This window comes from Lysobacter sp. F60174L2, from assembly GCF_052547135.1.
Genome location: NZ_JBQWRA010000002.1, coordinates 784,412 through 809,863, shown reverse-complemented (window position 1 = coordinate 809,863; position 25,452 = coordinate 784,412). Strand labels below are relative to the sequence as shown.

The 25,452-nt window shown below is 67.3% G+C and carries 20 protein-coding genes; 13 read left to right on the top strand and 7 right to left on the bottom strand.

Annotated elements, in window-relative coordinates; translation table 11 throughout:
* Positions 1–60: 60 nt before the first annotated feature.
* Together clpS and clpA are read left to right on the top strand one after the other, a co-directional pair.
* On the top strand, positions 61–381 hold the full coding sequence (clpS, locus tag ACT9AS_RS08860; RefSeq protein ID WP_445099745.1) for an ATP-dependent Clp protease adapter ClpS: 321 nt from the start codon (positions 61–63) through the stop codon (positions 379–381).
* 138 nt (positions 382–519) lie between these two features.
* Positions 520–2,799, top strand: coding sequence for an ATP-dependent Clp protease ATP-binding subunit ClpA (clpA, locus tag ACT9AS_RS08855; RefSeq protein WP_445099744.1), 2,280 nt, complete (start codon positions 520–522; stop codon positions 2,797–2,799).
* 173 nt (positions 2,800–2,972) lie between these two features.
* Here clpA and infA read toward each other — a convergent pair whose 3' ends face one another.
* The 4 genes from infA to trxB all read right to left on the bottom strand — a co-directional run bounded on the left by infA (position 2,973) and on the right by trxB (position 6,279).
* Positions 2,973–3,191, bottom strand: coding sequence for a translation initiation factor IF-1 (gene infA / locus ACT9AS_RS08850; protein ID WP_445099743.1), 219 nt, complete (start codon positions 3,189–3,191; stop codon positions 2,973–2,975).
* A gap of 117 nt (positions 3,192–3,308) precedes the next feature.
* Complete coding sequence (gene aat, locus ACT9AS_RS08845) at positions 3,309–4,043, bottom strand: leucyl/phenylalanyl-tRNA--protein transferase (RefSeq protein ID WP_445099742.1); 735 nt, start codon at positions 4,041–4,043, stop codon at positions 3,309–3,311.
* Positions 4,012–5,184 carry a GNAT family N-acetyltransferase gene (locus ACT9AS_RS08840; RefSeq protein ID WP_445099741.1) on the bottom strand — a complete coding sequence of 391 codons (1,173 nt, stop codon included), beginning with the start codon at positions 5,182–5,184 and terminating at the stop codon, positions 4,012–4,014. The genes aat and ACT9AS_RS08840 overlap by 32 nt, the downstream gene beginning before the upstream one ends.
* A gap of 141 nt (positions 5,185–5,325) precedes the next feature.
* Positions 5,326–6,279, bottom strand: a complete 954-nt coding sequence (gene trxB, locus ACT9AS_RS08835) for a thioredoxin-disulfide reductase (RefSeq protein ID WP_445099740.1) — start codon at positions 6,277–6,279, stop codon at positions 5,326–5,328.
* A gap of 213 nt (positions 6,280–6,492) precedes the next feature.
* On the opposite strand from trxB, the gene ACT9AS_RS08830 reads away from it, so the two are divergent.
* The 11 genes from ACT9AS_RS08830 to ACT9AS_RS08780 all read left to right on the top strand — a co-directional run bounded on the left by ACT9AS_RS08830 (position 6,493) and on the right by ACT9AS_RS08780 (position 19,125).
* Entirely contained in the window at positions 6,493–7,563 is a 1,071-nt protein-coding gene (locus ACT9AS_RS08830) for an alanine dehydrogenase (RefSeq protein ID WP_445099739.1), read from the top strand.
* 44 nt (positions 7,564–7,607) lie between these two features.
* Positions 7,608–9,983: a DNA translocase FtsK 4TM domain-containing protein gene (locus tag ACT9AS_RS08825; RefSeq protein ID WP_445099738.1), complete on the top strand. Its 2,376-nt coding sequence runs from the start codon at positions 7,608–7,610 to the stop codon at positions 9,981–9,983.
* A gap of 298 nt (positions 9,984–10,281) precedes the next feature.
* On the top strand, positions 10,282–10,911 hold the full coding sequence (gene lolA / locus ACT9AS_RS08820; RefSeq protein ID WP_445099737.1) for an outer membrane lipoprotein chaperone LolA: 630 nt from the start codon (positions 10,282–10,284) through the stop codon (positions 10,909–10,911).
* Between the two features lie 108 nt (positions 10,912–11,019).
* Positions 11,020–11,745 (top strand): hypothetical protein, encoded by a 726-nt coding sequence (locus ACT9AS_RS08815; RefSeq protein ID WP_445099736.1) that lies wholly within the window; start codon positions 11,020–11,022, stop codon positions 11,743–11,745.
* A 331-nt stretch (positions 11,746–12,076) separates the two neighbouring features.
* Positions 12,077–13,348 carry an AAA family ATPase gene (locus ACT9AS_RS08810; protein ID WP_445099803.1) on the top strand — a complete coding sequence of 424 codons (1,272 nt, stop codon included), beginning with the start codon at positions 12,077–12,079 and terminating at the stop codon, positions 13,346–13,348.
* A 320-nt stretch (positions 13,349–13,668) separates the two neighbouring features.
* The gene (locus ACT9AS_RS08805; RefSeq protein ID WP_445099735.1) at positions 13,669–14,616 is read left to right on the top strand and encodes a hypothetical protein; all 948 of its coding nucleotides are present in this window, start codon (positions 13,669–13,671) and stop codon (positions 14,614–14,616) included.
* Between the two features lie 217 nt (positions 14,617–14,833).
* Complete coding sequence (locus ACT9AS_RS08800) at positions 14,834–15,073, top strand: hypothetical protein (RefSeq protein ID WP_445099734.1); 240 nt, start codon at positions 14,834–14,836, stop codon at positions 15,071–15,073.
* Positions 15,073–15,768, top strand: coding sequence for a cysteine peptidase family C39 domain-containing protein (locus ACT9AS_RS08795; RefSeq protein ID WP_445099733.1), 696 nt, complete (start codon positions 15,073–15,075; stop codon positions 15,766–15,768). Before ACT9AS_RS08800 ends, ACT9AS_RS08795 begins: the two co-directional genes overlap by 1 nt.
* Positions 15,768–16,283, top strand: a complete 516-nt coding sequence (locus tag ACT9AS_RS08790; RefSeq protein ID WP_445099732.1) for a hypothetical protein — start codon at positions 15,768–15,770, stop codon at positions 16,281–16,283. The genes ACT9AS_RS08795 and ACT9AS_RS08790 overlap by 1 nt, the downstream gene beginning before the upstream one ends.
* 46 nt (positions 16,284–16,329) lie before the next feature.
* Positions 16,330–17,709, top strand: coding sequence for an acetate kinase (locus tag ACT9AS_RS08785; protein ID WP_445099731.1), 1,380 nt, complete (start codon positions 16,330–16,332; stop codon positions 17,707–17,709).
* 264 nt (positions 17,710–17,973) lie between these two features.
* A complete protein-coding gene (locus ACT9AS_RS08780) occupies positions 17,974–19,125 on the top strand; it encodes a hypothetical protein (RefSeq protein WP_445099730.1) in 1,152 nt (383 codons plus the stop codon).
* Positions 19,126–19,134: 9 nt separating this feature from the next.
* Here the strand turns inward: ACT9AS_RS08780 and ACT9AS_RS08775 are convergent, their stop codons facing one another.
* The 3 genes from ACT9AS_RS08775 to ACT9AS_RS08765 form a co-directional block, all read right to left on the bottom strand.
* Positions 19,135–20,523, bottom strand: a complete 1,389-nt coding sequence (locus tag ACT9AS_RS08775) for a M28 family peptidase (RefSeq protein ID WP_445099729.1) — start codon at positions 20,521–20,523, stop codon at positions 19,135–19,137.
* A 111-nt stretch (positions 20,524–20,634) separates the two neighbouring features.
* Positions 20,635–20,922, bottom strand: coding sequence for a hypothetical protein (locus tag ACT9AS_RS08770; RefSeq protein ID WP_445099728.1), 288 nt, complete (start codon positions 20,920–20,922; stop codon positions 20,635–20,637).
* A gap of 99 nt (positions 20,923–21,021) precedes the next feature.
* On the bottom strand, positions 21,022–25,425 hold the full coding sequence (locus ACT9AS_RS08765; RefSeq protein ID WP_445099727.1) for an Lhr family helicase: 4,404 nt from the start codon (positions 25,423–25,425) through the stop codon (positions 21,022–21,024).
* Between the last annotated feature and the right edge of the window lie 27 nt (positions 25,426–25,452).

The following is a 25,452-nucleotide window of genomic DNA, read 5'->3' as shown; positions in this document are numbered from 1 at the left end:
CGGCCATTCTGCCCGGCGCGCTGCATGGGCGTCCAACGGTGGCGGCTTTATAATCGGCCCATGCCCAGACAGACCGACCACGACCACCAGCACGGCGCCATGGTGGAAACCGGCAAGCCGGAGGTGGCCCGACCGCCGCTGTATTCGGTGATGCTGCTCAACGACGACTACACCCCGATGGATTTCGTGGTCGAGGTGTTGATGCGGTTCTTCCCGATGACCGCCGAGAACGCCACCCAGATCATGCTCCACGTGCATACGCGCGGCCGCGGCGTTTGCGGGGTGTTCACACGTGAAGTGGCCGAATCGAAGGTAGCCCAGGTCAACGAGTTTTCCAGGCTCAACCAGCACCCACTGCTGTGCACCATGGAAAAGGCCTGAAGCTGCCGGGCGACGCGTTTCCTGAATTGATGGGAACCGGTCCTCCGGCCGACACTCCAGGCAACCGGGGATGACATGGAAAAGCTCGCGCGCACCCCCATCTAGGATCGCAGTAGCTTTTTTGGAGGCAACCGCCCCATGTTCAGCAAGGATCTCGAGTTCAGCATCGGCCAGTGCTACAAGCGCGCCCGCGAGGCGCGCAACGAGTACATGACGGTCGAACACCTGCTGCTCGCACTGCTCGACAACCCCTCGGCAGAGGCCGTCCTCAAGGCCTGCGGCGCCGACTTCCCCCGCCTGCGCGGCGACCTGGAGCAGGCGATCGCGACCTCGGTGTCGGTGTTGCCCGACGATGTCGAACGCGACACCCAGCCGACCCTGGGTTTCCAGCGCGTGCTGCAGCGCGCGGTGTACCACGTGCAATCCTCCGGCAAGAAGGAAGTCACCGGTGCCAACGTGCTGGTCGCGATCTTCGGCGAGAAGGACTCGCACGCCGTCTACTACCTCAACCAGCAGGACGTGGCCCGGCTGGACGTGGTCAATTTCCTGTCGCACGGCATCGCCCGCCACGGCGAGGAGGCCGACGGCCAGTCGCTGGAAGGCGAGGTGCAACCGGCCGACGGCGAAGGCGACGGCAAGGCCGACCCGCTGGCGGAGTTCGCGGTCGACCTCAACCAGCTCGCCCGCGACGGCAAGATCGACCCGCTGGTCGGGCGTGCCGAAGAGGTCGAACGCACCATCCAGGTGCTGTGCCGCCGTCGCAAGAACAACCCGCTGTACGTCGGCGAGGCCGGCGTCGGCAAGACCGCGATCGCCGAGGGCCTGGCCAAGCGGATCGTCGACGGCGAAGTCCCGGAGGTGCTGGAGGACGCGACCATCTATGCGCTCGACCTGGGCGCGCTGGTTGCCGGGACCAAGTACCGCGGTGATTTCGAGAAGCGCCTGAAGAGCGTGTTGTCGCAGATGAAGAAGGTGCCCGGCGCGGTGCTGTTCATCGACGAGATCCACACCATCATCGGTGCCGGCTCGGCGTCGGGCGGCACGATGGATGCCAGCAACCTGATCAAGCCGGCGCTGGCCTCCGGTGACCTGCGCTGCATCGGCTCGACCACATTCCAGGAGTACCGCGGCATCTTCGAGAAGGACCGGGCGCTGGCCCGGCGCTTCCAGAAGATCGACATCGTCGAGCCGACCGTCGGCGAGGCGTTCGAGATCCTGCAGGGACTGAAGCCCAAGTACGAGGCGCACCACGGCGTGACCTACGCCGACGACGCGCTGCAGGCGGCGGTCGACCTGTCGGTGAAGCACATCGGCGACCGTTTGCTGCCGGACAAGGCGATCGACGTGATCGACGAGGCCGGTGCGCGCCAGCGCCTGCTGCCGCTGGAAACCCGCAAGTCGGCGATCGACGTGGAGGAGATCGAGACGATCGTCGCCAAGATGGCGCGGATCCCGGCCAAGCAGGTTTCGGCGACCGACAAGGACGTGCTGAAGAACCTCGAACGCAACCTCAAGATGGTGATCTTCGGGCAGGACCCGGCGATCGACTCGCTGACCTCGGCGATCAAGCTGGCGCGGTCCGGCCTGGGCAATCCCGACAAGCCGATCGGCAACTTCCTGTTCGCCGGCCCGACCGGCGTCGGCAAGACCGAGGTGACCCGGCAGCTCGCGCTGCAGTTGGGCATTGAGCTGGTCCGCTTCGACATGTCCGAGTACATGGAGCCGCATTCGGTATCGCGCCTGATCGGTGCGCCCCCGGGCTATGTCGGCTTCGACCAGGGCGGCCTGCTGACCGAGAAGATCGTCAAGACGCCGCATTGCGTGCTGTTGCTCGACGAGGTCGAGAAGGCGCATCCGGACATCTTCAACATCCTGCTGCAGGTCATGGATCGCGGCACGCTGACCGACACCAACGGTCGCGAAGCGAATTTCAGGAACGTGATCCTGGTGATGACCACCAACGCCGGCGCGGCGCAGGCCGCACGACGCTCGATCGGCTTCACCAAGCAGGACCACAGCACCGACGCGATGGAGGTGATCCGCAAGGGCTTCACCCCCGAGTTCCGCAACCGGCTGGACGCGGTGGTGCAGTTCGATGCGCTCGGCTTCGACCACATCCTGCGTGTGGTCGACAAGTTCCTGATCGAGCTGGAGGCGCAACTGCACGAGAAGAACGTCGTGCTCAGCGCGACCCCGGACGCGCGTGAGTGGCTGGCCCAACACGGCTTCGATCCGCTGATGGGCGCACGCCCGATGGCGCGGGTGATCCAGGACAGGATCAAGCGCCCGCTGGCCGATGAACTGCTGTTCGGCAAGCTGATCGGCGGCGGCCGGGTGAGCATCGAGGTCAGGGACGGCGAGCTGGTGGTCGAGGCCCATGCCGAGCCGGAGAAGCTGTTGCCCGCGACGGTGGAGTGACCCGCGCTTGATTCCTGTAGGAGCGACGTAAGTCGCGATTTCCTCGCGAACCGGGATCACCGTGAAATCGCGACTTACGTCGCTCCTACACAGGTCGGGCTCTTCCCCCGATTCTTCCAGGCAATAAAAAGGCGACCCTGATGGTCGCCTTTTTAATCAATGACTTGCCACAATTACTTCATGCGGTAAGTGATGCGCCCCTTGGTCAGGTCATACGGCGTCATCTCCACCTTGACCTTGTCGCCGGTCAGGATGCGGATGTAGTTCTTGCGCATCCGGCCGGAGATGTGGGCGATGATCTCGTGCCCGTTTTCGAGGCGCACACGGAACATGGTGTTCGGAAGGGTTTCCGCCACCGAGCCCTCGAATTCGATCACGTCGTCTTTTGCCATGTGTTTCCTGTGGTTTCCCTGTAGGCGGCGCAAGATGCGGCCGCTAAGCCGGGTATTCTGTCATGCGGGCGGCCCGCACGCAAAAGGCCCCGCCGGGGAGGATTCAGTCCGTCCGCCTCAACCCGCAAGCCCGGCGGCGGGCATTTCGCCAAAACGGGAGGTCCAGCGGCCCGCCGGCTCGAACTGCGAAGTCAGCCCATCGACCACCCCGAGGAATCGTTGCCGCGGCCAGGACTCCGCGCCCAGCCCCAACAGGTGGGGGCTTTCGACCTGCGCATCCAGCAATGGCCAGCCCCAGGCGTGCAGCCGCCGCGCCAGTGCGGCCAGCGCGACCTTGGATCCCCCGGACGCCAGGCTGACCATGCTTTCGCCGAAGAACATCCGGCCGATCGCGACGCCATACAGGCCGCCGACAAGGTCCGTCCCGTCACGGACCTCGACCGAATGCGCATGGCCGAGTCGATGCATTTCTTCATACGCATCGCGCATGTCGCTGGTGATCCAGGTGCCGGGCTGGCCGGGACGGGGCTGCCCGGCGCAGGCGTCGATCACCTGTGCGAACGCGGTATCGGCTGTGACCACCCAGTTGCAACGGCGCAGCGAGCGCCGGAACCGGCTCGACAGTCGAACCGAATCGGTGCGGAACACCGTGCGCGGGTCGGGCGACCACCACAACAGCGGCTGGCCCTCGGAGTACCAGGGGAAAATGCCGTGGGCATAGGCGTTCAGGAGCCGCGCCGGCGACAGGTCGCCGCCCATCGCGAGCAGGCCGTCGGGTTCGCGCAGCGCCGTGCGCGGATCCGGGAACGGTGCGCCCGGGTCAACCGGAAGTTGCGACAGTCGGATCGGCATGGCCGGCATCATCGCCGCCAACACGCTTGAATGGCGAATGCGCGGCGAGGGTGGCCGCGTAGCGGCGAATCGATGCGGCTTCCTGGCCGCACCAGTCGCGCAGCGCCTCGCGGAAGGCGTCGTGCGCGATCCAGTGGCGGCTGTGGACGAAAGTCGGGAGGAAGCCGCGCGCGAGCTTGTGTTCGCCCTGCGCGCCGGGCTCGAAGCGGGTCAGTCCTTCGCGCAGGCAGTACTCGATGCCCTGGTAGTAGCAGGTCTCGAAGTGCAGCCCAGGCACCGTCTCGCTGCTGCCCCAGTAGCGCCCATACAGGGTGTCGCCCCCGCGCAGGCAGATTGCGCCCGCGATTGCACGGCCTTCCATCCCGGCCAGGAACAGCACCAGCGAGCCCGGCATCGTGTCGCGCAGGTGCCGCAGGAAGGGCAGGGTCAGCGCCGGGTGGTTGCCGTACTCGGCGAAGGTCTGCAGGTAGAACCGGTGGGCGATGGCGAGGTCGCCGTCGCTGGCATCGGCGCCGCCGACCACGCGGAAGGTGATGCCGGCACGGGCGACCCTGGCGCGCTCCTGGCGGATGTTCTTGCGGTGCTTGTGATCGAACGCGGCGAGGTAATCGTCGAAGCCGCGCCAGCCGGCCTCGTTGCGCCAGTGGTACTGCACGTCGATCCGGGGGAGCCAGTCTCCGGTGAAGGCCGCGGCCTCGTCATCGCGATGGAAATTCACGTGGGCCGACGAAACACCGTCGAGCGACGCCAGCCGGACCATCGCATCGAGCAACAGGCGGCGATGCGCCGGATCACGCGCGAGCAGGCGCGGCCCCGGCACGGGCGAGTAGGGCACCGCGCACAGCCACTTGGGGAAATAGTCGAGGCCGTGCTGCGCGTAGGCATGCGCCCAGGCGTGGTCGAACACGAACTCGCCGTGGGAGTTGTCCTTCAGGTAGCCGGGCGCGGCGGCGACCAGCCGGTCGTCCTGCCACAGGGTCAGGTGCCGCGGTGTCCACCCCCAGTCCGCACGCACGCAGCCATGCTGCTCCAGGCCGGCCAGGAACGAATGGGCGATGAAGGGATTGCGGCCATCGTGCAGCGCGTCCCACTGGTCGGCGGGGATGTCGTGGAGGCTGTCGACGAGGTGGGTGTGGGGCATGGCCGTAGGCACCATCATGCCCGGGCAGGAGTTCGGGCAGTCGCCTTTGGCGAAGCGTCAACAGCTTCGGAACGCCCGGCCCGGCCATCGTCGGCCGGACGCTCACTGACGCGCGAACTGCCGTGCAGCCCGCGAGCGCGGTTACTCACCCTGGTCGAGGAACTTCTCCGCATCCAGCGCCGCCATGCATCCGAACCCGGCCGAGGTGATCGCCTGCCGGTAGACCTGGTCGGCCACGTCGCCGGCGGCGAACACGCCGCGCACCGAGGTCTGGGTCGCGTTGCCATCGAGGCCGGACTGGATCTGCAGGTAGCCGCCCTTCATTTCCAGCTGGCCTTCGAACAGCGAGGTGTTCGGGGTGTGCCCGATCGCCACGAAGAAGCCGTTGACCGGGATCTCGCGGGTGCTGTCGTCCCTGGTCGAGCGCAGGCGCATGCCGTTGACGCCGGAGTCGTCGCCGAGCACCTCGTCGACGGTGTGGTCCCAGACCAGTTCGATCTTGCCCGCCTGGGCCTTGGCGAACAGCTTGTCCTGCAGGATCTTCTCGGCGCGCAGGCTGTCGCGGCGGTGCACGAGATAGACCTTCCGGGCGATGTTGGACAGGTACAGCGCTTCCTCGACCGCGGTGTTGCCGCCACCGATCACCGCTACCTCCTGGTCCTTGTAGAAGAAGCCGTCGCAGGTGGCGCAGGCCGACACGCCCTTGCCCATGAACTTCTGCTCGGACTCGATGCCGAGGTACTTGGCGCTGGCGCCGGTGGCGATGACCAGCGCGTCGCAGGTGTACTCGCCGCTGTCGCCCTTGAGACGGAACGGGCGCTGCGACAGGTCGGCGCTGTGGATGTGGTCGAACACCACCTCGGTGTCGAAGCGTTCGGCGTGCGCCTGCATGCGTGCCATCAGGTCCGGCCCCATCAGCCCGTGGGCATCGCCCGGCCAGTTGTCGACCTCGGTGGTGGTCATCAGCTGGCCGCCCATCTGCAGGCCGGTGATCACCAGCGGCTTGAGGTTGGCGCGGGCGGCGTAGACCGCCGACGTCCAGCCGGCGGGGCCGGAGCCGAGGATGATGAGACGGGCGTGCTTGCTTGGGGTCATGGCTATAATCGAGGGCTTGGCGTTGCCCCATAGCTTGGCGGCGAGGCCCGGGCAAAACAAGGCGGGTTCAAGGGATGCTGCGTTGCATGTCGACGCGGCGCCCGGGCTTGGAGGATCCGTCCGCAACGCGATGGCTTCACACCTTTCACTACTTCACAAACACGCCGGCACGCCGCGCCGCGGCTTTCCACCGGCCCTCTGGAGATGACTGCAATGCGTATCGGTGTACCCAAGGAGACCAAGACGCTCGAAGGGCGCGTCGCGCTCGTTCCCGCCGCTGCCGGTGACCTGGTCAAGCGCGGCCACGAGGTCTGGCTGGAGAAGGACGCCGGCGTCAAGAGCGGCTTCAGCGACGAGGAGTACACCCGGCTGGGGGTCAATATCGCGGACGACGCCGCGGCGCTCTATGCGAAGGGCGAGTTGATCGTCAAGGTCAAGGAGCCGATCGCCGGCGACCTGCAGCACCTGCGCAAGGACCACCTGCTGTTCTGTTACCTGCACTTGGCCGCGGAGCCGGAACTGACCCGCAAGCTGCTGGACATCGGCCTGACCGGCGTCGCGTTCGAGACCGTCGAACTGCCCAACGGCGACCTGCCGCTGCTTGCCCCGATGTCGATCATCGCCGGCAAGATCGCCACCCAGGTCGGCACCACGCTGCTGCACCAGCCGCAGGGCGGCAAGGGCAAGCTGCTCGGCGGCCTGCCGTCGACCGAGCGCGGCAAGGTGGTGGTGTTCGGTGCCGGCAAGGCCGGTGGCGCCTCGGCGGCGTTGGCCGCGGCCGGCGGCGCCAACGTGGTTGTGTTCGAGATGCGTGCCGACCGCATGGACGAAATGATGGCGCTCGGCCCCAACGTCACGACGCTTTACCCGTACCACGACGTGGTCATGCGCGAAGTCGCCACGGCCGACCTGGTCATCGGCGCGGTGCTGGTGACCGGCGCCAAGGCGCCGCGCGTGCTGACCCGCGAAATGCTCAAGGGCATGCAGGACGGCAGCGTGGTGGTCGACATCTCGATCGACCAGGGCGGCTGCTTCGAAACCTCGCGCCCGACCAGCTGGAAGGAGCCGACCTACGTGGAGGAGGGCGTGACCCACTTCTGCGTGACCAACATGCCCGGCTCGGTCCCGCAGACCAGTTCGCAGGCGATCTGCGCGGCGATCCTGCCATGGGTCAACAAGCTGGCCTCGGATGCCAACTGGCGCGACAACGAAGCCCTGCAGCGCGGCATCAATGTCGAGGCCGGCAAGCTGGTCCACCCGGCGTTGCTGGATATGAAGCTGTAGTATATTCAAGCACTAACAGCATCTAGCTAAGGCAGAACGTCACGGTGGCGCAAGCGTCCACAGCAGCCCGCAGGAAGAAAACGGACCCGGCTACGGCGCGCGACTCCGCGCGTCGTGAGCCGTCGCCACGCCGACAGCGGCTGATGCGCGACATCGCGCTGATCCTGATCGCGCCGTTGCTGCTGTACCTGCTGGCCAGCCTGGTGACGTTCTCGCCCGATGATCCGGGCTGGTCGCACTCGGGCAGCGTCACCGCGCCACTCCACAACGTGGGCGGTCTCGTCGGCGCGTGGCTGGCCGACGTGCTGCTGTACCTGACCGGCTACGTCGCGTTCCTGTTGCCGGTGATGCTCGGGCTGATCGCGTGGATCGCGCTGTTCAGGATGGACGCCGACGGCGATGGTGACGCCGACCTCGGGCCGGCGCTGCGGCTGGTCGGCATCGTCGGCTTCCTGGTTTCGGCGACCGGCCTGTTGCAGTTGCGGGTCGGGCCGGTGATCGATTTCTCGGCCGGTGCCGGCGGCATTCTCGGCCAGCTGGTCGGGCGGTCGCTGTACAGCGGCTTCGGCCCGGTCGGCGGCAACCTGTTCCTGCTGGCGTTGCTGCTGGTATCGGTGACGCTGGCCACCGGCATTTCGTGGCTGGCGGTGATGGACCGGATCGGCGCCTGGACGTTGTCGCTGGGGCCGGTGCTTTCAAAACTGTTCCGCCGCGGCAGCCGACAGGCGAACGAATGGCAGCAGACCCGCGCCCTGCGCGAGGAACGCGAAGAGGTGCGCAAGGTCGACACCGAGCTGCGCGCCAAGCGGGCGCCGGTGAAGATCGAGCCGCCGGCTCCGGCCGCGGTCGAGAAGAGCGACCGGGCCAAGCGCGAGACACAGATCCCCCTGTTCCACACCGGCGATGGCACCGGCATCCCGCCGCTTGCTTTGCTCGACGACCCCAAGCCGCAACCCAAGGGTTACAGCGCCGAGACACTGGAAACGCTGTCGCGGCAGATCGAATTCAAACTCAAGGACTTCCGGATCGAGGCCGAGGTGGTCGGCGCCTATCCGGGCCCGGTGATCACGCGCTTCGAGGTGCAGCCGGCGCCCGGCGTGAAAGTCAGCCAGATCAGCTCGCTCGACAAGGACATCGCCCGTGGCCTGTCGGTGAAGTCGGTGCGCGTGGTCGACGTGATCCCGGGCAAGTCGGTGATCGGGCTGGAAACGCCGAACACCCAGCGCGAGATGATCTACCTGTCGGAACTGCTGCGCTCGAAGGAGTACGACAAGTCCAACAGCCCGCTGACGCTGGCGCTGGGCAAGGACATCTCGGGCCGGCCGACCGTCGCCGACCTGGCGCGGATGCCGCACTTGCTGGTCGCCGGCACCACCGGCTCGGGCAAGTCGGTCGCGGTCAACGCGATGGTGCTGAGCCTGCTGTACAAGGCGTCCGCGAAGGAACTGCGGATGCTGATGATCGACCCGAAGATGCTGGAGCTGTCGGTCTACGAGGGCATCCCGCACCTGCTGGCGCCGGTCGTGACCGACATGAAGGAGGCCGCCAACGGGCTGCGCTGGTGCGTGGCCGAGATGGAGCGGCGCTATAAGTTGATGTCGGCGGTCGGCGTGCGCAACCTGGCCGGCTTCAACAAGAAGGTGCGCGACGCGATCGACGCCGGCCAGCCGATGCTCGACCCGCTGTTCAAGCCGAACCCCGAAATCGACGAGGCGCCGCCACAGCTGGAGCCGCTGCCCTTCATCGTCATCTTCATCGACGAATTCGCCGACATGATGATGATCGTCGGCAAGAAGGTTGAGGAGCTGATCGCACGGCTGGCGCAGAAAGCGCGCGCCGCCGGCATCCACCTGATCCTGGCGACCCAGCGGCCGTCGGTCGACGTCATCACTGGTCTGATCAAGGCCAACATCCCGACCCGCATCGCGTTCCAGGTCTCGTCCAAGATCGACTCGCGCACCATCCTCGACCAGTCCGGCGCCGAGGCGCTGCTGGGCAACGGTGACATGCTGTACCTGCCGCCGGGCACCGCGATGCCCGAGCGCGTGCACGGCGCGTTCGTGTCGGATGACGAAGTCCACCGCGTGGTCGAGCACCTCAAGCAGATCGGCGGGCGTCCGGATTACATCGAAGGCGTGCTGGAAGACGTGCAGACGATGGGTGACGGCGTGGTCGTCGGCGCGACCGGGCTGCCGGAGACCGCGAGCAGTGGCGACGAGTCCGATCCGTTGTACGACGAAGCCGTGCGGGTGGTTACCGAGACCCGGCGCGCGTCGATCTCCGGGGTCCAGCGCCGGCTCAAGATCGGCTACAACCGAGCGGCGCGGCTGGTGGAGGCGATGGAAGCGGCCGGCGTGGTGACCCCACCGGAGCACAACGGTGACCGCAGCGTGCTGGCGCCGCCACCACCTCGGGATTGATGGCGGGTCTTGAACTGCGATGCGAGAGAGTCGCCTCTGGCCTCATGTAGGAGCGACGTAAGTCGCGATCGCACGGCGATCCCGGGTAGCAGCGAAATCGCGACTTACGTCGCTCCTACATCGAAGCCCATCGAGTCCGCGGATCCAATTCGCAGAAGCCCCTCGAACCCGCGGACCCGAGAGCCGGAAAGCCAATCGAAACCTGCCCCCCCGCGACTGAACCGTGCCGGCTACGTCGAGGACCTATTCAGCTTCCCCCCCACACACTGCGACCAGACCTGACCGGAGATCCACCTTCATGAAGCAGATGATCCGCTGGAGCGCCGCACTGTTGCTGGGCGCCGGCATCGCCGGCAGCGCTTTCGCCGGGGCGCGCGACAACCTCGATGCCTTCACGAAGGGGCTGGAAGGGCTGGACGGACAGTTCACCCAGACCGTCTACAACAGCCAGGGCAGATTGAAGGAAACCTCCAGTGGCGAGGTCCAGCTGTCGGTCCCGCGCCTGTTCCGCTGGGAGTACGTCAAGCCGTACCCGCAACTGATCGTCGCCGACGGCAACAAGGTCTGGATCTACGACCCCGATCTCGCCCAGGTCACGGTGCGCCCGCAGGGCGTGCAGGAGCAGAGCAGCCCGCTGGCCGCGCTGATCGAGCCGGACAAGCTCGACACCCTGTTCCTTGTCAGGGAAACCGGCCAGGCCGACGGTCTGGAATGGCTCACCCTGACGCCGAAGGACGGGCAGGAGGCCAGCTTCCAGACCGCCAGGCTCGGCTTTCGTGACAACCAGCTCGTGGTGATGGAAGTGCTCGATACCATCGGGCAAAACACCCGGATCGAATTCGGCAAGTGGACGCGGAACCCGGATTTCGCGGCCGGCACGTTCAAATACGCGCCGCCGGAGGGCGTGGACGTCATCGGCGAGGGCTGAACGGGTTAATCGTTCATATTCAATGACTTGGCCTCACGGCCCGTCGACACCGCAATCGCGAGGATAGCCCCATCGGCGTCGTGCCCCGGCGCCTGACAGGGAATCGCGATGTACCACCTTCCACACCACATCAACCGGCCCGTCGTGCTCGCGGTCATCGCGGGCCTCGGCCTGTTTTCCAACGCGGTCGTTGCCGACGACCGGGCTCCAATCGAGATCCAGGCACATGCGCTGGATCGCCAGCCGGAGTCGCGCATCGAGGCCGACCAGGCGATGGATGCGGCGGTCGCGGCCTCGGTGATCGGGGCGATTTCCATCCAGTTCGACGAGCGCAAGGTCGCGGTGAAGCTCGACGCGGTGGCCGTGCAGCCCGCAAGCGTGCGCGACCGCGCCGTGAGCGGGGAAGGGCGTCTGCAGATCGGCAACGACACGAGCTGGATCCCGTTCCGGTTCGATGTCCTCTATGACACCCGTACCGCGGGCGTCAGTTATCCAGCCATCACCCTGGGGGCCGCGGAAGAGGCCCATGAAGTCGCCCTGGATGCGCCGTTGGCGGTGGAACTGGGGCTCCGTGCCGACCGGGCACTCGATGCCGAGTTCGCCCAGCAGCCGGTGCAACTGGTGGTAAGCCGGGTGACCGCAGCCGATGCCGGCGAACGCTACACGCTGGTCAAGGCGACCGGCACCGCCGACTTTGCCGCCGAAGGCACCACCCCGACGCAGGTGCAGGCGCTTTACGACCGCAAGACCGGCGAGTGGCTGCGACTCGATTACGAGCTCGGGACCACGTCGAACTGGGCCGACGCCGAGGATGCGGCGGTGGCGGCCCGGTGATCAGGGGCAGGTAGTTCCGTTTCTCTCCGGATCGCGTCGGTCCTCGGACCGCCTTGTGTTAGGAGCGACGTAAGTCGCGATTGCACGGCGATCCCGGTTCGCGGGGAAATCGCGACTTACGTCGCTCCTACATGGGCGCCGGTTACATGGTGCCGTTCCGCCATCCCGCCTCGGCGTCCGCCCCCAACAGCCTCCCTTTCGCTATCGTGTACCGGTCGCCGAAACGAATGACCCGCCTGCCGTGGCACGCCGCACCACTTCCCCCGTGGACACCCCCGATCTGATTGGTCCCGACCCGGCCAGCGAGGCGCTGCGCCCGCTGGCCGAGCGCATGCGGCCGCGCAGTGTCGACGAGATGGTCGGCCAGCGTCGCCTGCTCGCGCCGGGGTCCGCGCTGCGCCGGGCGGTCGAGTCGGGCCACGTCCACTCGATGATCCTGTGGGGGCCACCGGGCTGCGGCAAGACCACGCTCGCGCTGTTGCTCGCGCAGTACGCCGATGCCGAGTTCAAGGCGATTTCCGCGGTGCTGTCAGGCCTGCCGGAGGTACGCGTGGTGCTTGCCGAGGCGGCGCAGCGGTTTGCCGGCGGGCGCCGCACCGTGCTGTTCGTCGACGAGGTCCATCGCTTCAACAAGGCCCAGCAGGATGCATTCCTGCCGCACATCGAGCGCGGCACCATCCTGTTTGTCGGAGCGACCACCGAGAACCCGTCGTTCGAACTCAACTCCGCCTTGCTCTCGCGCTGCCGCGTCCACGTGATGGAAGGCGTGTCGGTCGACGACATCGTGCTCGCCCTGCATCGTGCGCTCGAAGACACGGAGCGCGGCCTGGGCGGGCAGGGACTGGACGTCTCCGGGGAGGCCCTGCGGCAGATCGCCGGCGCCGCCGATGGTGACGTGCGGCGCGGCCTGACCCTGCTCGAGATCGCCGCCGAGCTCGCCACCGGCGAGGACAACCGCATCACCGAGGCGACCCTGGCCCAGGTCCTGGCCGACCGCACACGCCGTTTCGACAAGGGTGGCGAGCAGTTCTACGATCAGATATCCGCGCTGCACAAGTCCGTGCGCAGCTCCAACCCCGACGCCGCGCTGTACTGGCTGGCACGGATGCTCGACGGCGGTTGCGACCCGGCTTACCTGGCGCGACGGCTGACCCGGATGGCGACCGAAGACATCGGCCTGGCCGATCCGCGCGCGCAGGCGATGGCGATCGAGGCTTGGGACACGTTCGACCGGCTCGGCAGCCCCGAGGGCGAACTGGCCCTGGCGCAGCTGACCATCTACCTGGCCAGCACCGCCAAGTCGAACGCCGCCTACGTGGCATTCAACGCCGCCCGGCGCGACGTGCGCGAGCACGGCACCCAGGACGTGCCGCTGCACCTGCGCAACGCACCGACCAAACTGATGAAGCAGCTGGGCTATGCCAAGGGCTACCAGTACGACCACGATGCCGAGGGCGGGATCGCCCTCGGCCAGACCGGCTTCCCGGACGCGATGGGCGAGCGCGTCTACTACCAGCCGGTCGAGCGCGGGTTGGAGATCAAGCTCAAGGAGAAGCTCGACCGGCTGCGTGCGGCGCGCCGCGATGCGGCAGGAAAGCGGTAACCCGCTCGCAGGCCTGTATCGGTTTCGATACCCGGTGTAACACCGGCGAACCGTGCCCGCGGCACGGCTACGCGCGGTTGTAAGGCACTTCGCTGCCGGAGTGGAGAGGTGGCTGTTTCGGCAATGAAACACCGCCGCCGCCCGGCACTGGAGCCTGGCGCCCCGTCGTGCCCATTCATTCGCCTTGAGCCCGGAAAACAGCGGTTCGCCATCTCCGCGCGCCGATGGCATCACTCCTGCGTGCCTTCTCCCTGCATAGCGGCCGGGTGTCGCTGTTTCCCCCTTTTCGCCCGGGCCATGCATCCTTGAGGAGAACAACAATGCGCATTCGCAAAACCCTGATTGCATCAGCAGCGCTCCTGGCACTTGGACTGACCGGCCAGGCCTGGGCGCAACAGACCAACGGTGACGGCAACGGTGGCGATGACATCCTGGTCAACGCCAACGTCCCGATCGACGCATCCAATTCGAGCGCCGGCAACAACCGCGACAACGACGGCCGCGCCCGTGCGGACGGGCTGGGAGCCGCCGCCGCCAACAACGGTGGCACGGCCACGTCCAACGTGTACGACGCATTCAACACCAGCAACGCGGTCGCCTCGACCGTCCTCAGTGGCTCGGTGACCGACATCCGCGTACGCGACATCGGCAACGTCGCCAACAACTCCGGCAACGCCAATGGCGGCAGCGGTGGAGCGGGCGGCGCGGGCCTGGGCGGCATCGCGCTCGGTGGCGCCGGTGACGGTGGACGCGGCGGCGATGGCGGCAACGCCAACGGCGACAGCGCCCGCGGCGGTGACGGCGACAGCAGCAGTGGCGATGCGGGTGCGGCCAGCCTGGCAGTTGGCGGGTTTGCCGATTCGGCGTCCGGCGATGTCGATGAACGCCGTGCAGGTGACGGAACCAGCGGCTCTTCGTCCGCCACGGGCGGCGCGGGAACCAGTGGTGCCGCATCCGGTGCAAGCGGTGCCAGCAGCGCCACGGGCGGCAGCAGCGGCTCGGTCGCGGCCAACGGCGGCGCCGGTGGCATGGGCGGCGCGGGCAGCGGCGGTGCCGCGAGCGGTGGTGCCGGAACCGGTGCAGGCGGTGGCGCGGGCGGGGCCGGTGGATCGGTCGCCAACAGCGCGGGCGCGTTCGACATGTCCAACCACATGGACGGGTCGGCCAACGCCGCGGCGGGCATCATGGTCACTGCGCAGAACAGTGGCTTCGCCTCGCTGATCCAGCAGGGCGTGACGGTGCAGGCCAACCTGACGGTCGGCCAGTAATCGCACCAGGTAATTCGCCGTGGCCCCGCGGGGTCACGGCGAATCGGTGCACGGCACACGAAACCGCCAGGAGACCACCATGCGCCCGTATATGTCCGTGTCCCGCCGAGCAGGCGGGTTGCTGTTGGCAGGCTTGCTTGCAGTTTCGGCGATGGCGCTCGCGGCCGGACCGCCAGCGCAACAGGGAGATTCCCCGCAAGTCGAAGACTTCGGCCCCGTGATCGCACCGGAAGGCCTGGCGCAGTTGCGTGGCGGCAACGGCGTCGAGAACCAGGTCGATGCCGACGGCATCGTCGAAGGCAACCATGCCGAGAACATCACCAGCGGCGACAACACGCTGACCGGCGGCGCGTTCGGCAATGCCACCGGCATCAACACGGTGATCCAGAACAGCGGCTCCAACGTGCTGATCCAGAACGGCATGGTGGTCAACGTGCGGTTCACGCCGACGCCGTGATGCCACGCGCGGCCATCGTCGGCATCGTGCTCGGGGTGGCTTTCGCGGCCACGCCGGTCGCTTCGATCGCGTCGTCCCTGACCCTGCAGGCGCCGCACGGCGGCAGCTACCGGTTGCAGGTCACCAGCCTCAAGGAGGCGCGGTTCAGGACCACGCTGCCTCAGCAGTACGACTTCAGTTGCGGGTCGGCGGCGACCGCGACCCTGCTGACCTTCCAGTACGACTATCCGGTCAGCGAAGAAGACGTGTTCGTCCAGATGTACCGCAATGGCGACCAGCGAAAGATCCAGACCGAAGGGTTCTCGTTGCTGGACATGCGCCGCTACCTGGAGTCGCAGGGGTTCACCGCCGACGGCTTCGAACTGCCGCTGGACAAGCTGCTGGAAGAAGGGCTGCCCGCGATCGTGCTGCTCAACGATCGTGGCTACCGGCATTTCGTGGTGGTCAAGGGCCTGCGCGATGGCCGTGTGCTGCTGGGTGACCCCGCACGCGGCACCCGCGCGATGCCGCGCGCCCGCTTCGAGGCGCTTTGGGACAACGGCGTGCTGTTCGTCGTCCACAACCAGCGTGCCGTGGCGCAGTTCAACCAGGCCCGTGACTGGCGCACCGCGCCGCTGGCGCCGGTGCAGTCGGGCGTCGGCCGGCGCGGCCTGCATGAATCGATTTCGACCAAGCTGGGGCCGGGGGACATCTGATGTCGCGCCCGGTCCATATCGGCATCTGCACTGGCATCCTGCTGGCCGGCGCGGCCTGGCCGTGCGCGGCGCATGATCCGTTCGGCACAGCGACTGTCGCGCTTGGACCCGAATGGGTCGCGGTCGGCACGGAGCGGCTGGAAGGGATGCGCGGCGGGTTTGTGTTGCCGTCAGGGCTGGCGATCTCGTTCGGGATCGAACGGGTGGTCTACGTCAATGGTGAGCTGGTCGCTACCGCGCGGCTGAGCATCCCGGACATCACGAAGATGACTCCGGTGCAGGCGCAGGGGTTGGCCGAAATGCGCCAGGGGATGCTCGTCCAGGTTGGCGACGGGAATGCGTTTGTCCCTTCAGGTGCGATCAACGGCGTGGTGATCCAGAACAGCGTCGACAACCAGGACATCCGCACGCTGACCACGCTCGACGTGGGCGTCGGGACGCTCGGGATGTTCAAGGCGCTCAACTCGCAGGCGGCCTTGCAGGACGCCCTGCAGTCCGCAGTGGGCACGCCTTGATCGCAGCGGTTCCCATTGCCAGCAGGGACGGATCGGCCGGATGAACATGCGGACAAGACGCGCGACCACGATCTCGGTGGTGTTTGCCAACTGCCTGTCACTCGCGATCGCGGGGCAGGCCAATGCCCAGCCGGCCGGGGAGGGCGCATCGCCGGACTCGCGGCTGGACGAACTGCAACGGCAACTCGACCTGCAGACCACGCAACTGGAGCACCTGCGCGACGACATCACCGCGCAGGAGCAGAGCGTCGCCGGGCTGCAGCGTGCAATCAACGACGAGCGCCTGCGCCTGACCCGCGGACGCGGCGGGCAGGATGGGGCCCCTTTGCCGCAAACTCCCGTCCAGCAACCTGTTCCGGCACCGCGCCCACTTGCGCGGAGTGGCCAGGATCCGACCCAGGGCCCGCCCGAACAGCCGGTGGGCCGTGCACCCGAACAGGACCTTCGGCCCCCCGAAATCGCACAGATCTTCGACCAGCCCGGCGTGCTGACTCCACCGGGCAAATTCGTGCTGGAGCCGACATTGCAGTACGGCTACTCGTCGAGCAACCGGGTGGCGCTGGTCGGCTACACCATCATCCCGGCGATCCTGATCGGGCTGATCGACGTGCGCCAGGTCAAGACCACCACCGGCACCGCGGTACTGACCGGGCGCATGGGCTTGAGCAATCGCATGGAGCTGGAAGCCAAGGTGCCGTACGTCCACGCCAGCAGCGATACCGTCAGCCGCGAGATATTCACCGGCACCGCGGTCGACAAGGCGTTCCACTCCAGTGGCCATGGCTTGGGTGATATCGAGGCGACACTGCGTTACCAGCTCAACCACGGCGGGCCCGACAAACCGTTCTACGTCGGATGGCTGCGCTACAAGAGCCGCACCGGCAAGGACCCGTTCGAGGTCGTCACCGACTGCGTGACCCGCTGCGTGGCCAACGCCACCGGTACCGGCCTGCCGCTGGAACTGCCGACCGGCAGCGGCTTCACGGCGATCCAGCCCGGCCTGACCTGGCTCTACCCATCCGACCCGGTGGTGTTCTTCGGCAGCCTCAGCTACCTGCACAACTTCGAGCGCCACGACGTCTCGCGCACGGTGCTGACCGGCGCGCCGCCGGAGTTCCCGCAGACCGTCACCGAGCCGATCGGTGACGTCGAAGCCGGCGACATCTGGGGTTTCAACTTCGGCATGGGCCTCGCGCTCAACGAGAAGGCCTCGATCAGCATCGGCTACGACAGCGCCATCATCGGCCGGACCAAGCAGAACGGCGAGGACGCGCCCGGCGCGGTGCGGATAACCCTCGGCACCTTGCTGCTGGGCGCGTCCTACCGGTTCAGCGAGCGCCACACCCTCAACGTCGCCCTCGGCGTCGGCGTCACCGAGGACACGCCCGATGTCGTGTTGACGGCGCGCGTGCCGATCACGTTGTAGGTGCCCACGGATTTGAACAGGACGCTACCGGCGCCGTAGAGCGTCTCGCCGCGCCGGTTGCAGCCGCAGGCCGCATGGGAGAAGGTGTGTCGTGGCGACGGCATCAAGCAGCAATGGTGCATCGAATCCAGTGCGGGCACGGTTCGAGCAGGTCAGATCATGGGGAAACGTCGAATGCGAACCATCCGGTGCCTAGTGGTAGCGACTGTTATCGCGCTGTCGGTCGGCAGCGCCACCGCTGGAAACCCATCTAACGAACCCTACATGCCAATCCAGTCGCGGGCCGACTTGCAGCGATATCTCGATGCGACGCCGATCGCGGAATCCCCACTATCCCGTTTGTCGCCGATGGGGCGGCGACGCTTTCTTGACGAGATCAACTTCACGGCACGAGGTATCGGTGGGTACGGGACTGCCGACCTGGAGGCCGAACTCACCGCTGGAGATATTCGCGAAGTCCTGGCGCTGTTCGGTCTGCATGCATCTTCGGGACTATTGAGCGACGCGCGCGAGGTGAACCGCAACGATCGCCCATCGCGCTGGCCAGTACCGCGTGAACCAACCGCAATCGGCCTGAAGTTCGACCAGTTGCGCGCACTCGACCGCCTTCCTGCAGACCCGACTGCCGGGCTGACCGGTGATGCACGTGCACGGGCCATGCATGACGGTTACGACCGAATGTTCGGCGCCGGTCCCTCTTTGCTGGCCGAAGTCTCGGATACCGATCTGGACCTGTTGTTTCGCGCCGCGGGAATGGTGATCGGGGCAACCAATGACCCACGGTACTTCAACGACATGGACCGTTTGCTGGCTGAGTTACAAGTGCGAGAACTCGCCCAGAAAGGGCACTATCGTTCGATGCACCGGGCACTGGTTCTGACCCGGAATTTCGATCGGGCCGATGCGCTGGCGCGAGCCCATCCATCGCTGGAATTTTCCGTCACACCCGAGATCGTGGACGAGGTTGCCCCGGACTACACAGGGCCGACTATCTGGTCGGTGGGCCAAGATCGGTATCGACTGGTCCACCAGGCTCTCGAACTCGATGCACCGGCGGTCATAATCGTGACGACAGATCCCAGCCGTTGTCACTTTTCTCGAGAGGCGATGACGGCCATCGAGTCCGATCCGGTGCTGGGTCCCCTGTTCGCCAAACACGCCACTTGGCTGGTACCGCAGGCCGGCAGCCTGGACGTCGAACTATTGCAGCAATGGAATCACGAACATCCGGGCGCAGGGGCATCCCTCGCAGTGGACGCTCGTGAATGGCCAGCAATCGATGAATGGGCCACACCGACGTTCTACTTCTTCAGCAATGGAGAGCTGGCCGCGAAGGTCGTTGGCTGGCCGCGCGGCGAAGCAGGACACCGCGATGAGGTGGTCGCGGCGTTGGGGGATATCGGACTACTTCAATAGGTCGCCGCGCTATGGCGTGGCGGTATACCCGCCAAAGCTTCCCGCCGCGCCCGGAAACACCACGGGGCTCTCTGCGCCGTTCTTCCCTACCGCCGATACGCCGAAGAAGTAGTTGTCGATGACGACATTCTCCAATGTGTACTCGTCGACGTTGCCGACGTAGACGCTGCGGCTCCACTGCGGCTCGGTCGTGAGGCGCCAGTGGATGCGGTAGCCGGCGAGGGCCGGGGCCTGGGTCGCTGGCGGACGGGTCCAGCGCAGGGTGGTGTCGGGGCTGACCGCGCCTTCGATCTCGACGCCGGCCGGCGGGGGAGGGGCCCACGCCATGCCCGCCAGGCTGACTGCGTTGAGGGCGGTCAGCTTGGCCGCGTAGTCGAAGTCGACGCCGTCGATGGTGTCGCCGTAGACGATGCCGTCTTCGGTGCGCAGGTCCTGGTGCTGGCGGTTGTAGTTCTCGTTGGTTTCCATCACCCGCACCGCCGGTGCGCCGATGTCGTTGAACGGACGGTGGTGGCCGCCGCGGCCGAAACGGTCGAGCCGGTAAACCATCATCACGTCTAGGTTCGGTACGTACTGGTCGGCCATGCGGTCGATGTAGCGGGCGAGGTTGCGCGAAGGGGAGTCGACCTCGCCGCCGGTGAAACGGCGCTTGCGGGCCTCCTCCGCGGTCTCGTTGACCCGGGTTCCCTCGGAGAACACCCGCGCGGTGGTGTTGTCGATGACGCCGTTGACACCTTCGATGTTGCCGATCATGTCGTTGTTGAGCAGCGCCTCGATCCGCCAGTCGTGCGCCTTGGCGTAGTCGGCGAGGATCCTGCCGCCGAACAGTCCCTGTTCCTCGCCGGCCAGCGCGGCGTAGACGATCGAGCCGTTGAATTCGTACTTCGACAACACCCGCGCGGCTTCGAGCGTGCCGGCGATGCCCGAGGCGTTGTCATTGGCGCCCGGCGAGTCGGAGGTGTAATCCATGACATCGCTGACCCGCGAGTCGATGTCTCCGCTCATCACCACGTAGCGGTCCGGATCGCTGCTGCCGCGCTGGATCGCGATCACGCTGACCACCTCGACCGGGTCGGGGATGCGCTCCTCGCCGGAGACGGTGTCGCTGACGACCATCACTTCCAGGCAACCGCCGCAGTCGCGCGAGATCCGTTCGAACTCGGCCTTGATCCAGCGCCGCGCCGCGCCGATGCCGCGGGTGTCGGATTCCGTTTCCGACAGCGTGTGGCGGGTGCCGAAACCCACGAGGGTGCGGATGTCGGCCTCGATCCGGGCGGCGGACGGTGCGGTCGCGATGTCATGCAATTGCGGGACCGACGCCGGTGGCGGCGCGGTGGTGGCAGCCATCGCGGAGGCACAGCAGAGGCTGGCGGCGGTGGCGAGCAGGTATCGATGCATGGCGACGTCCCCGGGATGCGTTGAAAAATGCGTTTAAACCAGAGTAGGGACGTTGGCCGGCCGATCGCAACTGCCAACCGCGATCGGCCAAACGCGATCAAATCAACGTGGTCAACCCGAGGGAGGCGCTGAGCCATTCTCCCGTTCCGAATCCTTCGACGGTGTGGGCGACGTCGCGTCGTCGCCGGTGCGCATCCGGCAATCGGTCGCTGCTTCGCCGATCAGCCCGGTACACGACTCGGTCGCGGACGGAATGGTGGATGTGGGCGCGGTTGCAGCGCTGTCGTCGACGACCGTGGTCGCGGTTTCGGACGGCTCGATCGGCTCGGCGTCCCTGCGGTCGCAACCGGCACCCACCACGAGCAGCACCGGCAGGATGGCAATGGTTCTGATGTTCACGGGACCTCCCTGGGTAATCCATCGGTTCGCGATGCGGCACCTTGGGGCCGCCTGCGCACAATGGGTGGAGGCGTGTCGATGCAGTGTCGATTGCTACGCCTAAGGGGTCGCGGCGTCCACCGTTGGCATCGCGATCGTTGCGGCGGGATACGGCTCGCGAAGCAAGACGCGCCTGGCATCGCGCTGATCCTCGTCGGGCACGACCGCCAGGAACTCCACCTTTCCCGCCACCAGCGTTGCCAACGGCACGCCGTCACGCCAGAGCACGCGTCCGCCGAGTTGGCGCGGCACCCGCGTCCCCGGCAGCAGGCTGCCCACGAGGTTCAGCGGATCCAGCGCGGACAGGTTGATGGATTCGCCATCGGCGGCACGTTTGCGGACCTGGCGCAGTGCGCCGATCGCCTCCGGCAGCGCGAACTGCTCGCCGGAAATACCGGCGATGAAACGGCCGCCGCGGATCTCGCCGCGCGCCTCCAGCCGGTGATAGACCCGCAGAAGCTCCCGCCAAGAGGGCAACCAGGCGGCTTCGCGCTCGAGCAGGCGCCAGCACACCACGCCGTAGCGGTGCAGCAGGGTGCGGGCGACGTGCTCGACGGCCTGTGGATCATTGCCACTCGCGCGCTCACCGTCAGGATGGCGGGTCAGCGTCCACCGCCCCGCGTCCTGGATGCCGAACAGCGGCACGCGTCGGCCCCGGCGCGATACCGCCGAGGGTCGTTTGGAAGCCGGCACCAGCAGCGCACGCAGGCCGGCGAAGCTGTCGCAGTGCAGGCGGCCGCGTGCGACCAGTTCGGCCAGGGCGTCCTCCAGTTCGACCCGCAACAGGTGCGCGCCCTCGACGAGGTCATCGAAGAACGATGCACCGTGGGCACCGAGATAGTCGACGACGCGTTCGGCGCGCGAACCCAGTTGTACTTCCGGCGGGCCGCGATCCCTGCCCAACGATCCCCACAGCGCCAGCCGGCGCCGTGGCAGCAGGACGATGGGCGTCGCCCGCACCGGCCCCGTACGGCCGCCGGTGCTGGACGCGCTGCTTTCGCGCAGCCGCGCCCAGGTGATGCGGCCGGTGGTGCACAGGTCATCCAGCCAGGAAATCGAATAGTCGGTCAGGCGCGCCGGCAGCAGTTCGCCCTCCCATGCGGCGGCGGGCGCTTCGAAACCTTCCAGCTGTGCGAGCACGCCAGCAAGCGCTTCGGGGCCGCTGACGCGTGTGGCCTTGGACACGCGTTGCCAGTCGAACAGGAAGCGCATGAAGTCCCGCGGCTCGACCGGCTCGATCTCGCGGCGCAACCGTCCGATGGTGTAGCGGTGGATGCGTGCCAGCAGGTGTCGTTCGCACCATTCCTCATCGCCGGCCGGGGTGCTGAAGCGGCCGCGCATGACGTAGCCCTCGCTCTCGAGGCGCAGCAGCGCGCCTTCGATGGTCGGTGTATCCGGCACGCCGGCTGCGGCAAGGGAAGCGGTCGTGGTGGGGCCGAGTCCGGTCAGGCGCGAGCGGACCAGCTCGCAGGCGGCGGTGTCCGGTGTCCACTCGACGGCGAACTCGTCAGGCACCCGGATCGCCGGCGACACCTCCGCGTCCGTGAGTGCCTGCACCTGTGGTAGCCGCTCGGCCGCGATCCAGATGCCTTCGCCGATGCTGGCCAGCGTAGCGCGCCCGGCGGCCGACAGTTCGGCCAGCCACGCCAACCAGCCCTCGTTGTCCCGCGCTTCGCCGGCGGTAATGAAACCCAGCCCCATCAAAGCTTCGTGCACTTCGTCGGCGTTGCGGGCTTCGGGCCAGGCTTCGGCGCGTACGGCGTCGATCGCGCCGGGGTCGAGCCGGCCGAGATCGTCGGCGCTCTCGGCATCCGCGTAGCGCCGCGCCATCACGGCCTGGGTACGGCGCTCTTCCAGCGGCGCATCGTCGAGGAACGCATACGGTTTGGCGTTGAGCGCCTCGGCGGCGAATGGCGAGGGGCCGGTAAGGTCACGGGCGATGACCTGGACGCTGCCGTTTTCCATGCCTCCGAGCAATGCCACCAGGCCGGTGACGTCCATGGCCTCGTGCAGGCAGTCGTGCAGCGTCTGGGCGACGAGCGGGTGGTCCGGGACTTCGCGCTCGCCGACGAGGTTCTCGGCGCAGGCGACCTGGTCGGGAAACACCGTCGCCAGCAGGTCCTCGCTGCGCATGCGCTGCAGTTGCGGCGCCACCCGCTTGCCGCCGCTGAAGCGGGGCAGGGCGAGGGCGTTGGTCGCGTTCCAGCGCCAGCGCGCGGTGAACAGCGGGGCGTCGAGCAGGGCCTGCACCAGCACCTCGCGGGCGGAGCCGGAATGCAGGTAGTGCGACACCTCGATCAGCGGGAAGCTGTGGCTGGTCGAAAGCGACAGCACGATCGCGTCCTCGGTCGCCGCCGCCTGCAGTTCGAAGTTGAACTTGCGGCAGAAGCGTTTGCGCAATGCCAGGCCCCAGGCGCGGTTGAGCCGGCTGCCGTACGGCGAATGGATTACCAGCTGGGTGCCGCCGGACTCGTCGAAGAACCGCTCGATGGCGATCACCTGCCGGGTCGGCAACACGCCGAGCGCGGCGTGCTGGTGGGCGAGGTAGGCGAGCAGCTGGATCGCGGCGTTGTCGTCGAGCCCGAGTTCGTCGAGCAGCCAGTGCATTGCCGTAGGGTGACGGGCTTCGACCGGAACGTCCGCCTGCGGGCCTTCGGCGGGCACAGCGGCCAGGCGAGTCGCGACTTCTTGCCGCAGCCTTGAGACCCCGATCGACAGTTCATCGGTCCGGCCGGGTGCCTCACCAAGCCAGAACGGAATGCTCGGCGGCGCGCCCTGGGCGTCCTCGACCCGCACCCGGCCCGCCTCCACCCGAAGGATGCGATAGCTCGCGTTGCCCAGTTGGAAAACATCGCCGGCGAGACTCTCGATCGCGAAATCCTCGTTGACGTTGCCGATCGAAATCGCCTGCGGTTCCAGGATCACCGCGTAGTCGGCGGTATCGGGAATGGTTCCGCCCGACATCAGCGAGGTCATGCGCGCGTTCTTTCGACCGCGCACGCGACGGTGAACCGCGTCGCGATGCAGGTACCCGGCGCGCGGACCGCGGCGGGTGGTGAAGCCGTCGGCGAGCATCCGCACAATGGCGTCGAACTGTTCGCGCGGCAGTTGTGCATACGGCCACGCGCGGCGCACCAGCCCGAACAGCGCGTCCTCCGCCCACTCGTTGGCGGCGACCTCGGCGACGATCTGCTGCGCCAGCACGTCGAGCGGGGCGGGCGGGATCTCCAGCGTGTCGAGTTCGCCCCGGCGCACGCAGTCGAGCAGGGCGGCCGACTCGACCAGGTCGTCGCGCGACTGCGGGAACAACCGCCCCTTCGGCACGCCACCGACATGGTGCCCGGAGCGACCGACACGCTGCAGGAACGCGGCGATCGACCGTGGCGAACCGAGCTGGCAAACCAGGTCGACGTCGCCGATGTCGATGCCAAGTTCCAGCGAAGCGGTCGCCACCAGCACCCGCAACTCGCCACGCTTGAGCCGCTGCTCGGCGTCCAGCCGCAACTCCTTGGCCAGGCTGCCGTGGTGCGCGGCGACGGCCTCCTTTCCAAGCCGCTCCGCCAGGTGGCGTGCCGCGCGCTCGGCCATGCGCCGGGTGTTGACGAACACCAGCGTGGTCCGGTGCTGCTCCACCATCTGCGCCAGGCGCGTGTAGACCAACTCCCACTGCTCGTTCGACATCACCGCCTGCAACGGCACCGGCGGCACTTCCAGCGCGATGTCGCGCTGGCGGGTGTAGCCGATGTCGACGATCTCGCAATCGGGCGTGCCGTCCGCGGCGACCGACGCGGTGCCTACCAGGAAGCGTGCGACCTCGTCGATCGGCTTCTGCGTCGCCGACAGGCCGATGCGGGTCAGCCGGCGTCCGCACAGCGATTCCAGTCGTTCCAGCGTCAGTGCCAGATGGCTGCCGCGTTTGGATGCGGCGACGGAGTGGATCTCGTCGACGATCACCGAACGCGTGCTCGCCAGCATGCGCCTCCCCGATGCCGAGCCGAGCAGCACATACAGCGACTCCGGCGTGGTGACCAGGATGTGCGGCGGCTGCTTCCGGATGCGGTTGCGCTCGGCCTGCGAGGTGTCGCCGGTGCGCACCGCGGTACGGATCGCGACATCGGGCAGACCCCGTCGCGCGAGTTCGGCCCGGATCCCCGCGAGCGGCGCTTCGAGATTGAGGTGGATGTCGTTGGACAGCGCCTTCAGCGGCGACACGTAGACCACGGTGGTTGCGTCGGGCAACTCGCCGCCGGCCTGCAGACCCTGACGGACCAGCCCGTCGATCGCGGCCATGAACGCGGTCAGGGTCTTGCCCGAACCCGTGGGCGCGGCCACCAGCGTGTGGCGCCCGGAACGGATCGACGGCCACGCCAACGCCTGCGCCCCAGTGGGGGCAGGGAAGGTCCGGGCAAACCATCCGGCGACGGCGGGATGGAACCCGTCCAGGGGCGTTGCGGGCAGCGACATCCCCGTATTATCAACGACTTGCCGCGC